The 13,948-nt window shown below is 70.8% G+C and carries 12 protein-coding genes; 7 read left to right on the top strand and 5 right to left on the bottom strand.

What is annotated here, in order from left to right; translation table 11 throughout:
- Positions 1-5: 5 nt before the first annotated feature.
- Entirely contained in the window at positions 6-716 is a 711-nt protein-coding gene (locus tag ATL45_RS17945) for a succinate dehydrogenase iron-sulfur subunit (RefSeq protein ID WP_374703916.1), read from the top strand.
- Between the two features lie 238 nt (positions 717-954).
- Here ATL45_RS17945 and ATL45_RS17940 read toward each other — a convergent pair whose 3' ends face one another.
- The gene (locus tag ATL45_RS17940) at positions 955-1,191 is read right to left on the bottom strand and encodes an SCO4848 family membrane protein (RefSeq protein ID WP_093157279.1); all 237 of its coding nucleotides are present in this window, start codon (positions 1,189-1,191) and stop codon (positions 955-957) included.
- A 157-nt stretch (positions 1,192-1,348) separates the two neighbouring features.
- On the opposite strand from ATL45_RS17940, the gene ATL45_RS17935 reads away from it, so the two are divergent.
- The 3 genes from ATL45_RS17935 to ATL45_RS17925 all read left to right on the top strand — a co-directional run bounded on the left by ATL45_RS17935 (position 1,349) and on the right by ATL45_RS17925 (position 4,707).
- A complete protein-coding gene (locus tag ATL45_RS17935) occupies positions 1,349-2,512 on the top strand; it encodes a D-alanyl-D-alanine carboxypeptidase family protein (RefSeq protein WP_246025411.1) in 1,164 nt (387 codons plus the stop codon).
- A 79-nt stretch (positions 2,513-2,591) separates the two neighbouring features.
- Positions 2,592-4,040 (top strand): FAD-dependent monooxygenase, encoded by a 1,449-nt coding sequence (locus ATL45_RS17930; RefSeq protein ID WP_342775271.1) that lies wholly within the window; start codon positions 2,592-2,594, stop codon positions 4,038-4,040.
- A gap of 79 nt (positions 4,041-4,119) precedes the next feature.
- Positions 4,120-4,707, top strand: coding sequence for a TetR/AcrR family transcriptional regulator (locus ATL45_RS17925; RefSeq protein WP_246025410.1), 588 nt, complete (start codon positions 4,120-4,122; stop codon positions 4,705-4,707).
- A gap of 48 nt (positions 4,708-4,755) precedes the next feature.
- Here ATL45_RS17925 and yhjD read toward each other — a convergent pair whose 3' ends face one another.
- The 4 genes from yhjD to ATL45_RS17905 all read right to left on the bottom strand — a co-directional run bounded on the left by yhjD (position 4,756) and on the right by ATL45_RS17905 (position 10,079).
- The gene (gene yhjD, locus ATL45_RS17920; protein ID WP_246025409.1) at positions 4,756-5,772 is read right to left on the bottom strand and encodes an inner membrane protein YhjD; all 1,017 of its coding nucleotides are present in this window, start codon (positions 5,770-5,772) and stop codon (positions 4,756-4,758) included.
- Positions 5,773-5,834: 62 nt separating this feature from the next.
- Complete coding sequence (gene trpS / locus ATL45_RS17915; protein ID WP_093157285.1) at positions 5,835-6,872, bottom strand: tryptophan--tRNA ligase; 1,038 nt, start codon at positions 6,870-6,872, stop codon at positions 5,835-5,837.
- A gap of 49 nt (positions 6,873-6,921) precedes the next feature.
- On the bottom strand, positions 6,922-7,146 hold the full coding sequence (locus ATL45_RS17910; protein WP_121505360.1) for a hypothetical protein: 225 nt from the start codon (positions 7,144-7,146) through the stop codon (positions 6,922-6,924).
- 347 nt (positions 7,147-7,493) lie between these two features.
- Positions 7,494-10,079, bottom strand: a complete 2,586-nt coding sequence (locus tag ATL45_RS17905) for a bifunctional FO biosynthesis protein CofGH (protein WP_093157287.1) — start codon at positions 10,077-10,079, stop codon at positions 7,494-7,496.
- Positions 10,080-10,252: 173 nt separating this feature from the next.
- Here ATL45_RS17905 and ATL45_RS17900 point away from each other — a divergent pair, with 173 nt between their 5' ends.
- From ATL45_RS17900 to ATL45_RS17890, 3 genes are all read left to right on the top strand, one after another.
- Positions 10,253-11,746, top strand: coding sequence for a S8 family peptidase (locus ATL45_RS17900; protein WP_246025408.1), 1,494 nt, complete (start codon positions 10,253-10,255; stop codon positions 11,744-11,746).
- A gap of 134 nt (positions 11,747-11,880) precedes the next feature.
- Positions 11,881-13,149, top strand: a complete 1,269-nt coding sequence (locus tag ATL45_RS17895) for an NAD(P)/FAD-dependent oxidoreductase (protein WP_256258557.1) — start codon at positions 11,881-11,883, stop codon at positions 13,147-13,149.
- A gap of 280 nt (positions 13,150-13,429) precedes the next feature.
- Entirely contained in the window at positions 13,430-13,948 is a 519-nt protein-coding gene (locus ATL45_RS17890; protein WP_093157290.1) for a hypothetical protein, read from the top strand.

Raw genomic sequence — 13,948 nt, 5'->3', positions numbered from 1 at the left:
CCACGATGGTGACCGTCAAGATCCTGCGGTACAACCCGGAGACCGACGAGGACCTGCACTGGGAGTCCTACCGGATCCCGGCGCTGCCGTCCGACCGCGTGCTGAACCTGCTGCACTACATCAAGTGGTACATCGACGGTTCGCTGTCCTTCCGCCGGTCCTGCGCGCACGGCGTGTGCGGGTCCGACGCGATGCGGATCAACGGCGTCAACCGGCTGGCCTGCAAGGTGCTGATGAAGGACCTGCTGGCCAAGGGCGGCGAGACCACCCTGACCATCGAGCCGATCAAGGGCCTCCCGGTGGAGAAGGACCTGATCGTCGACATGGAGCCGTTCTTCGAGGCCTACCGGACGATCAAGCCGTACCTGATCACCTCCGGCAACGAGCCGACCCGCGAGCGGATCCAGTCGGTGGCCGAGCGCGCCCGCTTCGACGACACCACTAAGTGCATCCTGTGCGCGGCGTGCACCACGTCGTGCCCGGTGTACTGGTCGGACGGGAACTACTTCGGCCCGGCGGCGATCGTCAACGCCCACCGCTTCATCTTCGACAGCCGTGACGAGGGTGCCGAGGAGCGCCTGGACATCCTCAACGACGTCGACGGCGTGTGGCGCTGCCGCACGACCTTCAACTGCACGGACGCCTGCCCCCGTGGCATCCAGGTCACGAAGGCGATCCAGGAAGTGAAGCGAGCTCTGATGTTCCGCCGCCGCTGAGGCAACGAACACCTGAACCGGCGCTCACCCCTCGGGGTGGGCGCCGGTTTCGCTTTGGCGCCCGGAACCGCTGTTCGACACTGACCCGAACACCCGAACGACCCACAGCGCCGCCGATCCCGTGCGATCGCGGCCGAGCGCGAGGCGGCACGACCGCAGCCTCCGACCCCGCACGGGCGCCGTCCTGGGACGAGGACGACGACTACTTCGACGACATCCGCGTCACGCGGTGACGGCGTCAGTCCGCCGACTTGCGGGTGGCGCGGAAGGCTCGCCAGCCGATGATGCCGATGATCGTGCCCAGGACCAGGGAGACCACCGCGATCACCAGGTGCACGATCAGGTAGCTCGTCGGGGAGCCGTCGGCCCAGGAGCGGTCGCTGTTCCAGATGTTGCGCGCGAAGTTCGGCCACAGCAGGTAGGACCACACGCCGAAGGCCAGCAGGAACAGCGCAACACGTCGGGAAATCGTCACGAGGCCAGTATCCGCTGTAAGCCGCCTCACCCACCTGTCCGGGTGGATGTTGCCGACACGCGGGCTCGGTGGATTGGCTAGCCTGCTGCGTGTGCCTCGAAGTGCCCGCGGTTCGGTAATCCTGCTTCGCACCAAGGTCGCCCTCTGCGCTCTCGGCGTGGCGCTCCCGCTCCTGAGCGGCACCGCGCACGCCGAGGACTGCTACATCGCAGCGCCCCCGCCGCCGGTGGACACCTCCGAGGTGCCGTTACCCGGCCAGCCGGTCCCGGAGCCCGTGCCGGTCCCGGAGACGCCCGTCGGTGGCGAGCAGCTGGGCGGGTGCGGGCCCGCCTTCCCGCTCTACGCTCCCGCGCTGCCGACCGAGATCACCGCGGCCAGCTGGCTGGTCGCAGATCTGGACACCGGTGCGGTGCTGGCCGCGCACGAGCCGCACGCCCGGCACCGCCCGGCGTCCACCATCAAGGTGCTGACCGCGCTCGTCGCGCTCCGCGAGCTCCAGCTCGACGACACGCTCGTGGCCACCCAGGAGGACGCCAACCAGGAGGGCAGCCGGGTCGGGCTCGCTCCCGGCGCCACCTACACCGTCCGGGACGTGCTGACCGGGCTGATCCTGCGGTCCGGCAACGACGCCGCGCACGCGCTGGCGATGAAGCTGGGCGGGATCGAGGCCACCGTCGACAAGATGAACGCGCTGGCGAAGTCGCTCGGCGCGCTGGACACCCGCGCGGCGACACCGTCCGGTTTGGACGGTCCGGGGATGAGCACCTCCGCCTACGACCTGGCGGTCGTCTTCCGGGTGGCCATGCAGAACCCGGCGTTCGCCGAGATCGTGAGCACGCACCAGGCCTTCCTGCCCGGCGCACCGGGTGGTCCGCCGCTGGAGGTCTGGAGCGACAACCAGGTTCTGCGGGCCTACCCGGGCGGGCTGGGCGGCAAGACCGGGTTCACCGACGACGCCCGGCACACCTACATCGGCGCGGCCGACCACGGCGGGCGGCGGCTGGTGGCGGTGCTGATGCGCGGCGAGAACCAGCCGGTGCGGCTGTCCGCGCAGACCATGCGGCTGCTGGACTACGGCTTCGAGCTGAACGGCGCCCCGGTCGGCGAGCTGGTCACCGCTTCCCCGGCGCCGATCGCGGATGTCGAGCCGGTGGACCAGTCGGTGCAGGCGCAGCCGGAGGACCCCATGTTCGGCACGATCGGCGGGCCGCTCGCGCTGCTGGCCGCAGCAGCCGTCGCCGTGGTCGCCGCGGTCGCGGTGCAGCGGCGCCGGGCCGCACTCGCCCGCCGCCGGCGCAGCGGCGGCGACGACCACCCCTAATCCGAGCGCACTACCGGACGGCCGCCGGTCGTGGTTCAATTAGTTAACGGTCCCGTATCGTTAACTAATAGGAGCGATGATGGGCGTTCTCGTGGTGGGAGCCGGCCCGACCGGCCTGGCGCTGGCATGCGGATTGCGCGCGCACGGCGTGCCGGTTCGCGTGATCGATCGGGCCGCGGGCCCGGCGACGACGTCGCGGGCGAACATCCTGCACGCGCGCGGCGTCGAGGTGCTGAACCGGCTGGGCGCGCTCGGCGACCTGCCGGATCGCGCTCAGCACGCCGTCCGGATCACACTGCACGCCGCCGACAAACCGCTGGCCACCGTCAGCTTCGGCGAGATCGAGGGCGATCAGCTCTCCGCTCTGCTGGTGTCGCAGGCCGAGGTGGAGGCCGTGCTGCGCGGGCGGTTGACCGAGCTCGGCGGCGCGGTCGAGTGGGATCGCGAGCTCACCGACCTGGTGCAGGACGCCGACGGCGTGACCGCCACGGTTTCCGGCGAGACCTCGCGCGCGGACTACGTGGTGGGCTGCGACGGCGCGCACAGCGCGGTGCGCAGGCTCACCGGCATCGGCTTCCCCGGCGCGCAGCTGGTGGACCAGTGGCTGCTCGCCGACGTAGACGCCGACTGGGACCTGGACCGGCTCGGCTCCTCGGGCTGGTTCGCCCGGGACGGGCTGTTCCTCGCGATGCCGATGCGCAGCGAGACCGACGACCGGTGGCGGGTGATGGCCGACGTCGAGCACGCGGAGGACGACGTCCTGGCGCAGCTGCGGCGCCTGCTCCCCGAGCGCACCGGCCGCACCGACGCACGACTGCGCGAGGCCACCTGGACATCGGCGTTCCGCATCCACCGCAGGCTCGCCGACAGCTACCGCGCCGGACGGGTCCTGCTGGCCGGGGACGCCGCGCACATCCACAGCCCGTTCGGCGGTCAGGGCATGAACACCGGCATCGGCGACGCCGAGAACCTGGCGTGGAAGCTCGCGCTGGTGGTGCGAGGCCGGGCCGGGAGCGCGCTGCTGGACACCTACCAGGCCGAACGGCGACCGCTGGCCGAGGACGTCCTGCGCGGCACCACGGCGAACACCAAGATCATGCTGGCCAACGGGATCGTCGGCCGGGCGGTGCGCAACCTGTTCACCCGCGTCGCCAACCTCGACGCGTTCCAGCGGCGCGGAACCTGGCTGGCATCGCAGCTGTGGGTGAACTACCGCCGCGGCCCGCTCGGCTCCCGCCGCGGCCCGCGGCCCCGTCCCGGCGACCGGGTGCCGGACCTGGTGTGCCAGGACGCCGACGGCCGCCCGACGCGGTTGCACACCGAGCTCCGAGGCCGCTGGGCGGTGCTTTCCGGTCAGCGGCCGGAAACTCCGCTCGGAGATGCCGCCGTGCACCTGGTTCCGGAAGATCGCCGGGACGAGATCTGGCTGATACGCCCGGACGCCCACCTGGCCTGGCGCGGAACCAGCGCGGCAGAACTCACCCGCTGGCTCGAAACAACCCTGCTGTTGGCCGGGAGGACCTCATGAGCAGCCCGCGTCTCAAGGGAACGGGACACCAGAAACCCCGGCACACCAGATCAACTGCGAATCGTGGAGAGGCGGAACAGTGAGTCGTGCCCGCGGGCGGCCGCGCAATCCGGAAGCGGACCGGGCGATCCTCCAGGCCGCGCTGGAGGTGTTCATCGAGGGCGGCGTCGAAGGCGCCAGCATCGAGCAGATCGCCAAGCGCGCGGGCGTCGGCAAGCTGACCGTGTACCGGCGGTGGGATTCCAAGGAAGCGGTGCTGGCCGCCGCCATCGAGACTGCCCGGGACGGGATCCCCGAAGCACCGGCCGATCTCGCCGATCTGCCGGTGACGACGCTGGTCCGGAAGCTGCTGCCGGGGCTCGCCGAGGCGATCGCCGAACCGCGGCTGCGCGCGATGATCGCCCGCATCTTCGGGGCGAGCGTCAGTCACCCGGAGCTGATGGCGACCTACTGGGAGAACTACGTCGTGCCCCGGCGGCGGAACACCCGGGCGCTGCTGGAGCGCGCGCAGGCCGAGGGCACGATCGCGGCCGATGCCGACCTGGACGCGCTGATCGACATGATGGTCGGCGCCGTGCTCTTCCGGCTGGTGCAGCCCGAACCGCTCGACGTCGCCGGGGCCACCGCCTACCTGGAGTCGGTGTACCGGCAGGCCGGACTGCTGTGAGCGTTTTGGGCGCTATGGCACCCCAAACCGCTCACGGTCTTCGAACCGTCAGCGGCGTCGGCGCAGCGACCAGCCTGCGACCGCTCCCAGGCTGAGCAGGCTTGCCGTGGCGCGTGTGCCGACGCCTCGGCGGACCTGGACCACCGGGCGGATGATCGCCGGACCCGGCGGGGGCGGCGGCACGGTTTCCATGTTCTCCGGGGCCGATGCCGTCCAGGCCGTGACGAACAGGATGAACCGCGAGGTCAGGTTCGCGAAGACCAGCAGACCGAGTATCGGGCCGAACGCCGCTCCGGCCGGCGAGCTGGTCACGCTGTTCAGGTAGATCACCGCGACCTGCTTGAGGATCTCGAAACCGATGGCGGCGAACAGCGCGCCCCACACCGCCGTGCGGAGGGTGACCGGTTTGCGCGGCAGCCTCGCCAGCACCCACAGGAACACCAGCCAGCTCGCCGTCAGCGACAGCACGGTGGTCAGGGCCCGGAGCGAGTACACCGCCGCCGTGGTGTGCTCGATCCCGACCAGCTCGAACAGCCGCAGCCCGACGCCGCCGAGCGCGCTGATCCCGAACGAGAGCGCCATCGCCGCGCCGAGACCGATCAGGGACAGCAGGTCGGAGACCATCCGGCGCAGCATCGGCTGCTGTTCCGGGACCTGGGTCCACTGCGCGGTCAGCGCCTCGCGCAGGTTCGTCATCCAGCCCAGGCCGGAGTACAGCGCGGTGAGCAGACCGATCACCCCGACCGCGCCCGCCTGCCGGATCGCCTGGTCGACGACGCCGGTCAGCATCTGGCTCATCGCCGGGCTGGGCACCGCCGAGGTGATCGAGTCCTGCAGCCGCCCGAGCAGCTCGGGATTGCCGGCCAGCACGAAACCGGCGACCGCGAAGGCGATCATCAGCAGCGGGACCAGCGCGAGCACGCTGAAGTAGGTGATCGCCGCGGCGTAGTAGTCGCCGTACTGCTTCTGGTACCGCTCGAACGCGCGGATCAGCCGGTCCAGCCACGGGTGCTTGCGGCGCAGCACCGCCATCCGCCCCGGCTTCTCGTCCTGCTGCCCGGCCACGGTGCACCTCCAGCCGCAACGGCTTCCCCCGAACGGCTGCAGGCTACCCGCGGTTGATCAGCTCAGCCCATCGGCGGCAGGAAGCCCACCCGATCGAACACGGTGCGCAGCGTCTCGCTCGCCACCTCGCGGGCCCGCTCGGCGCCGCGGTGCAGCACCTTGTCCAGCTCCGCCGGGTCGTCGAGGTAGCCGTGGACCTTCTCCTGGAACGGCGTCGCGAACTCGACCACGACCTCGCCGAGGTCCTTCTTCAGGTCACCGTAGCCCTTGCCCTCGTAGGCGGCCTCCAGCTCCGGGATGCTGCGGTCGGTCAGCGCCGAGTAGATCACCAGCAGGTTGCTGATGCCGGGCTTGTTGTCCACGTCGTAGCGGATCTCGCGCTCCAGGTCGGTGACCGCGGAGCGGATCTTCTTCGCCGAGCGCTTCGGCGTCTCCATCAGCTCGACCACGCCCGCCGGGACAGACTTGCTCATCTTGGCCGTCGGGTCCTGCAGGTCGTAGATCTTCGCGGTGCCCTTGGGGATGTGCGCGGCCGGGACGGTGAAGGTGGCGCCGTAGCGGGAGTTGAACCGCTGCGCCAGGTTGCGGGTGAGCTCCAGGTGCTGGCGCTGGTCCTCGCCGACCGGGACCGCGTCGGCCTGGTAGAGCAGGATATCGGCGGCCTGCAGGACCGGGTAGGTGAACAGCCCGACGCTGACGTGCTCGGCCTCCTGCCGCGCGGACTTGTCCTTGAACTGGGTCATCCGGCCGGCCTCGCCGAAGCCGGTCTGGCACTCCAGCACCCAGCTGAGCTGGGCGTGCTCCGGGACGTGGCTCTGCACGAACAGCGTGGAGCGGTCCGGGTCGATGCCGAGGGCGAGCAGCTGGGCGGCGGACAGCCGGGTGCGCTGGCGCAGCTGCGCCGGGTCCTGCTCGACGGTGATGGCGTGCAGGTCGACGACGCAGTAGAAGGCGTCGTGCTCGTCCTGCATGGCGACCCACTCCCGCAGGGCGCCCAGGTAGTTGCCGAGGTGGAACGAGTCGGCGGTCGGCTGGATGCCGGACAACACGCGCGGCCGAGCCGCGGACTGGCTGTTCTGAGGTGCGGTGTCGCTGCTCACGCAGCTGATTCTCGCAAGTCCCGCCGCACCGGTGGGAGCGACCTCCGGGTCAGGAGGTCTTGCGCTGGTTCTCGGGCTGGACCTTCTTCTTCCGGAAGGCACCCGCGACCATGCCGACCACGCCGAGCCCGACCGCGGTGAGGCCGACCGGAGTGGCCAGCGAGTCCAGCGGTCCGCGCACGGTCAGCGCCAGCGGTTCGGCGGTGGCCGCCGTCGCGGTCGTCATCAACGCCGCTGCGACAGCGGCTCCGAGCGCGGAGACTCGCGTGACCACGCGAGATATTCGGCTACGCACGAGCGCGTCTCCCTAACGACAGTTGACCCGATCGGGTCAGCATTCGTCCGAGTCTGGTGGCGGACCGTACCGGTCGACCGTTACGCGCGTGGTCGCTTTGCGTGTCCCGACCACGACGGAATGATCATATTTTCCGGCTGAACGCACCTGAATTCGGGTCCGCCCTAGGTAGAACTACGCAGGCCAGCGGCCGGATCAGCGCGCCTGGCAGCTACCCGATCCGGTGAAGCATGTGACTTGCGACACACACGTTCGAGTTCGACGGCGAGGAAACCGCGACTTCCCCTGAGGTCCACGTCCCGTTTCAGGGGAAGTCGCGCGGCGGATCAGGCCGGGCTGACGCCCAGCTGCACCCGGCCCGGACGGCCGTAGGTGGTGGTCCGCTGGCGCGCCGGGCGGCCCGCCCTGGCGGCCAGCTCGTGCAGCTCCTCGACGCTGCGCTCCGAACCGTGCTCCGAGCCCGCCATCCGGCTGATGGTCTCCTCCATCAGAGTGCCTCCGACGTCGTTGGCGCCGCCGTGCAGCACCTCGGTCGTCCCGGTGTCGCCGAGCTTGACCCAGGAGCACTGGACGTTGTCGATGCGGCCGTGCAGCAGCACGCGCGCCATCGCGTGCACCGCGCGGTTGTCCCTGTTCGTGGGACCCGGCCGGGCGAGCCCGGCGAGGTAGATCGGCGCGTTGCGGTGCACGAACGGCAGCGGCACGAACTCGGTCAGCCCCGCGTTGCCGTGCTCGGCAGCGGTGTCCTGCACCCCGGCGAGCGTCCGGAAGTGGCCCAGCCAGTGCTCGGGCGTGTCGACGTGGCCGTACATCATCGTCGACGAGGACGGGATGCCCAGCCGGTGCGCGGTGCTGATGACCTCCACCCACTCGGCGGCGGGCAGCTTGCCCTTGGTCAGCACCCAGCGCACCTCGTCGTCGAGGATCTCCGCCGCGGTGCCCGGGATGCTGCCCAGCCCGGCCTCCTTCAGCTCGGCCAGCCAGTCCGCGATGCTCACCCCGGCCTTGGCCGCGGCGCTGACGATCTCCATCGGGCTGAAGGCGTGCACGTGCATCTCCGGCACCCGCCGCTTGATCGCGCGCACCAGGTCGGCGTAGCCGGACACCGGCAGCCGCGGGTCGATGCCGCCCTGCATGCAGATCTCGGTGGCCCCGGCCCGCCACGCCTCGTCGGCGCGGTCGGCGACCTCCTCCGGCGAGAGCCGGTAGGCGTCCGCGTCGCGCTCGCGCTGCGCGAAGGCGCAGAACCGGCAGCCCACGTAGCAGATGTTGGAGAAGTTGATGTTGCGGTTGACCACGTAGGTGATGTCGTCGCCGACGACCTCCCTGCGCAGCTCGTCGGCGATCCGGGTGAGCTCGTCCAGCGCGGCTCCGTCGCAGGTCAGCAAGGCCATCGCCGCGTCGTGGTGGGCTTCGCCGAGCAGCGCGGCCGGGTCGGAGGAGGCCAGCCGGAGCCCGGCGCGCACGTCGGCGTCGAGCCGCTCCGGAGCGGTGCCCGCTGGCACCTGGGCGCGCAGCTCGTCCCAGTCGCCGTAGACGGTGTCGAAGTCGCCGCGGCGGTCCTCGGTGCGGCCCGTGGTGTCGATGCTGCGGTGCAGGTCGGTGCGGCCGATGGAATCGAACCCGCCATCGGGCTCCTGCCACTCGCGGCCGACGATCTCGGCGTCCGGCCGCGCCAGGCCGTCCGCGGTGGCCAGCGCCGCGACGTGCCCGGCCACCCGCAGGTCCAGCCACTGCGTGCTGTCGCCCGCGAGCCCCGCGCGCACGTAGCGCGGGTAGGCGGTGAGGCGCTCGCGCAGCTCGAAGCCGGCTTCCGCGGTGGTCGTGGCCAGGTCGTCCAGCTGGGGCCACGGGTGCTCGGGGCTGACGTGGTCCGGGGTCACCGGGGACACCCCGCCCCAGTCGTCGATGCCGGCCCGCAGCATCAGCAGCTGCTGGTCGCCGACCAGGTTCGGCGGTGCCTGCACGCTGACGCCGGAGGGCATCAGCAGCCGTGCGACCGCAACGGTGGCGGCCAGGTCGTGCAGGTCGGCGTCGGGCACGTCGCGCATCGCGGTGTCCGGCTTGGCCCGGAAGTTCTGCACGATGATTTCCTGCAGGTGCCCGTACTGGCGGGCGATGCCGCGCAGCGCGAGCAGCGACTCGGCGCGCTCGGTGCGGTTCTCCCCGATGCCGATGAGGATCCCGCTGGTGAACGGCACCGCGACGCGCCCGGCGTCCTCCAGCGCGCGCAACCGGACCGCGGGCTCCTTGTCCGGGCTGCCGAAGTGCGGCCCGCCCTTGTCCCGCCACAGCCGCTCGGCGGTGGTCTCCAGCATCATGCCCATGCTCGCCGCGACCGGCTTCAGCCTGGTCAGCTCCGACCAGGACAGCACGCCGGGGTTCAGGTGCGGCAGCAGCCCGGTCTCCTCCAGCACCGCGATCGCGCAGGACCGCACGTAGTCCACAGTGGAGGAGTAGCCGCGCGCCTCCAGCCACTCCGCGGCCGCCGACCAGCGCTCCTCCGGCCGATCGCCCAATGTGAACAGGGCTTCCGTGCAGCCGGCGGCGGCGCCCTGCCGGGCGATCTCCACGACCTCCTCGCGCTCCAGGAACGCCGATTCGACGCGGTGCGGGACGGTGGCGAAGGTGCAGTAATGACAGCGGTCGCGGCACAACCGGGTCAGCGGTATGAACACGTTGCGGGCGTGCGTGACGATCCCCGGCCGTCCCTCGGCGACCAGGTGCGCATCCCGCGCGCGACCCGCGGCGGCCAGCAGTTTCTCCAGGTCATCGCCGCGAGCGTGCAGCAGCACGGCGGCTTCGGCGGCGTCCAGCGAAACACCGTCGGTGGCCCGGCGGAGCGCTCGGCGCATGGCCGATGCGCTCGGGGTGGGTTCCGGCTGGGCGAGTTGCAGATCTACTACCGACACCCGCCGACTCTAAGTCCGATGCACCGGGGAACGCAGCCACCGATGACGTGGCGCACGGCTCACTCTCGGCTAGTGAATTACTCCGTTTCGCCCTACCGGGCATCCCCAAATCAGGCGCAGAATCCGACGAATACCACTGGGTGGATCGCACTCTGTCTCCATAGGAGGGACGCGTGTCACGCAAAGGAATGAGGGGGAGATCCGCGCGCATCGCCGGGTCGGCCCTCGCATTGGCACTGCTGGTGCCGGCCGGTGTCATCGGCACCGCCGAGCCGGCGCCGGCGAGCACCGCGGCGCCCGCGCACTTCGTCGTGCTCGGACCGACCGGGGACGGCCTGAAGCTGACCGAGGACTCGGTCCGCGCTGTCGGCGGCACCGTGGTGCAGAGCTGGCCGCAGATCGGGGTCGTCGTGGCGACCTCCACCGATCCCGGCTTCGCCGACCAGGTGCGCAGCCAGCCCGCGGTCGAGCAGGCGGGCAACACCCGCAACCTCGCCGAGCAGCTCCCGCCGGCGCAGTCGACGCGGCTGGAGACGCTGGAGGGCACCGTCAACGCCGCCGCGTTCGCCGCGCAGGCCGCCGGGCAGGAGCCGCTGGAGCCCGAGCAGTGGGACATGCGGCAGATCAAGGCCGACCAGGCCCACCAGATCTCCCAGGGAAGCAAGGACATCACCGTCGGCGTGCTGGACTACGGCATCGACCCGACGCACCCCGACCTCGCCCCGAACCTGGACGTCTCCAAGTCGGTGAGCTGCGTCAACCAGGGCGTCCCGGACACCCGGCAGGAGTCCTGGCAGCCGCAGGACCCGACGCAGGACCACGGCACGCACGTGGCGGGCACCATCGGCGCGGCCCGCAACGGCGTCGGCATCACCGGTGTCGCCCCGGAGGTCAACCTGGCCTCGGTGCGGCTGATCGACGACGACGGGTTCATCTACCCCGAGTACGCGATCTGCGGTTTCATCTGGGCCGCTGAGCAGGGCATCGACGTCACCAACAACTCCTACTTCGTCGACCCGTGGTACCTCTGGTGCGACAGCGACCCGGACCAGCGGGCCGCGGCGGAGGCGGTGCGCCGCGCCGTCGACTACGCCAACAGCAAGGACGTCCTGACCGTGACGTCGGCGGGCAACAGCAACTGGGACCTGTCCAAGCCGATCCGCGACACCAACAGCCCGAACAACGGCGGCCCGACGCAGGACCGCCAGACCGGGCACGACTGCCGCATCCTGCCGGGCGAGCTGCCGGGCGTGGTCTCGGTGTCCGCGGTGGGCGTCGACGCGGTGAAGTCGTACTACTCCAACTACGGCATGGGTTCCATCACGGTGACCGCCCCGGGCGGTGACAAGAACCAGATCCCGGACACCCCGTCGAAGAACGGCCGGGTGCTGTCCTCGGTGCCCGGCGGTGGCTGGGGCTGGATGCAGGGCACCTCGATGGCGGGCCCGCACGCGGCCGGTGTGGCCGCGCTGCTGCGCAGCGCCCACCCGGAGTGGAGCAGCCAGCAGGTGATCGGCGCGCTGGCCAACCAGGCGGACGCGCTGGAGTGCCCGAAGAACTACGACCCGGACGGCGACGGCAAGCCGGACGCGGTCTGCACCGGCGGCAAGAGCGGAGCGGGCTTCTACGGCGCCGGGCTGATCGACGCCCTGGACGCCGTCCGCTGATCCGAGACGCCTCGAACAGGTGATGCCGGAGGGCATCTCCGACCGGTTCCGGCCGGGCGGAGGTGCCCTCCGTGCTTTTCGCCAGGTTGCCCGGGAGAAGCCGGGGACGGACGCTCGACCGGAGCGCGGAACCGGTGGGGAGCGAGGTCGTCGTGGCGGATTCGGAGCGGTTCGTGATCGTGGGCGCCGGGATGGCCGGTGCCAAGGGCGCCGAGGCGTTGCGGGCGCTGGGGTTCGACGGGCGGATCACGCTGCTCGGCGACGAACCGCACCGGCCCTACGAACGGCCTCCGCTGTCCAAGGAGTACCTGCTGGGCAACACCGGCTTCGACGCGGCCTACGTGCACGACGAGGGCTGGTACGCCGACAACCGGGTGGACCTCCAGCTCCAGGTGTCGGTGCGGCGGATCGACCGGTCGCTGCGGCAGGTCGAGCTGGCCGACGACACCCGGATCGACTTCGACAAGCTGCTGATCACCACCGGAGCGCACCCGCGATCGCTGCCGGTGCCCGGCATCGAAGCCGAGGGCGTGCTGCACCTGCGGCGCGTCGAGGACTCCGACCGGATCAAGCGGACCCTGGCCGAGGTCGACCGGCTCGTCGTGGTCGGCGCGGGCTGGATCGGCCTGGAGGTCGCGGCCGCGGCCCGCGCCGCCGGAGTGGCCGTGACGATCGTCGAGACGGCCGAACTGCCGCTGCTGCGCGTGCTCGGCCCCGAGGTCGCGCAGGTGTTCGCCGACCTGCACCGGGCGCACGGCGTGGAGTTCCGGTTCGGCACCGCGGTCGACGAGATCCGCACCAGCGGTGGCCGCACGACCGGCGTCCGGCTGACCGACGGCGCCGAGGTCCCGGCGGATGCGGTGCTGGTCGCGGTGGGCGTGGACCCGGACGTCGAGCTCGCCCAGCAGGCCGGGCTCCGGGTGCAGAACGGAATCCTGGTGGACGCCTCGCTGCGCACCCCGGACCCGAACATCGTGGCGGCGGGCGACGTGGCCAACGCCTTCAACCCGCTGCTGGGCAAGCAGATCCGCGTCGAGCACTGGGCGAACGCGCTGAACCAGCCGGCGACCGCGGCGGCCGCGATGCTGGGCCGCGACGCGGAGTACTCGGAACTCCCCTACTTCTTCACCGACCAGTACGCCCCCGATGCGGGCGGGATCGGCATGGAGTTCCTCGGCTACGTCGAGCCGGGCGGCTACGAGCAGGTGGTCTTCCGCGGCGACGTGGCGGCCCGCGAGTTCATCGCCTTCTGGCTGAACGGCGGCCGGGTCGTGGCCGGGATGAACGTGAACGTCTGGGACGTCCAGGACCAGCTGAGAACCCTGATCACCTCGGGAACCACGGTCGACCCGGCAACCCTCGCCGACCCGGACACCCCGCTCAACGACCTCATCGCCCGCTGACCCTGGAACCGCCCGATCGAGCGTTGTACACGCACAACGCGGTGTTGCACACTCGCAACATGATCAGCAGCGGGCGGCACCCGAAGAAGGAGATCGCAAAGGCGATCTAAGAGGCCGAGGAAGACGGATTCGTCGTGATCGAACGACACACCGGCCATCGCTGGGGTGCCATCGTCTGCATGCCCTGCAAGGAGAGGATATCCGTCTGGTGCACGCCCCGCGTGCCGGAGAACGACGCCGCGAAGATACACAGGTTCCGCAGCCGCCACCAGGAGTGTTCATGAACAGCCACGAGTTCACCCTGATACTCGACCGGGCCCCCAACGACGAGGAGTACGACGCGCTGTTCGAGGCCGGGTGCGACGACGCCGTCGTCGAAGTCCGCAACGGCACGACGCTGCTGGACTTCACCAGGGAATCCCCAACACTGGCCCGCGCCCTGATCACGGCGATCGAGGATGCCGAACGCGCCGGATTCCGGGTGGAGGGCGTGCAGACCGATGACCTGGTCTCCCTCCGCACCATCGCGGACCGACTGGGCCGAAGCTACGAAAGCGTTCGCCTGCTGGCAACTGCCCGTCGCGGGCCGGGAGGATTCCCGTCAGCCCTGTCCGGCGATGGCTGGGCGCTGTACTCCTGGGCCCAGGTAGCCGACTGGTCGACCCGGCACCTCGACGCGCAGCCGTCGGTGGACGCGTTCGAGATAGAGATCGCCGCGACGAACCACCTGCTTCGAGCGCGGAACCTGCTGCAGGGCAGGGACAATCGTACCGAGTACCCGAAGGTGCTGAACCTTTGA

The organism is Saccharopolyspora antimicrobica (genome assembly GCF_003635025.1).
GTDB classification, from domain to species: Bacteria; Actinomycetota; Actinomycetes; order Mycobacteriales; family Pseudonocardiaceae; genus Saccharopolyspora; species Saccharopolyspora antimicrobica.
The sequence above is the reverse complement of the archived record's forward strand: the minus strand, read 5'-3'. Positions and strand labels throughout refer to the sequence as shown.

Bases quoted from the DNA above. Each gene is read 5' to 3' on its own strand.
- ATL45_RS17945 (WP_374703916.1), top strand. From the start codon at position 6: ATGGTGACCGTCAAGATCCTGCGGTACAACCCGGAGACCGACGAGGAC.
- ATL45_RS17930 (WP_342775271.1), top strand. From the start codon at position 2,592: ATGGGCGTTCTCGTGGTGGGAGCCGGCCCGACCGGCCTGGCGCTGGCA.
- ATL45_RS17890 (WP_093157290.1), top strand. From the start codon at position 13,430: ATGAACAGCCACGAGTTCACCCTGATACTCGACCGGGCCCCCAACGAC.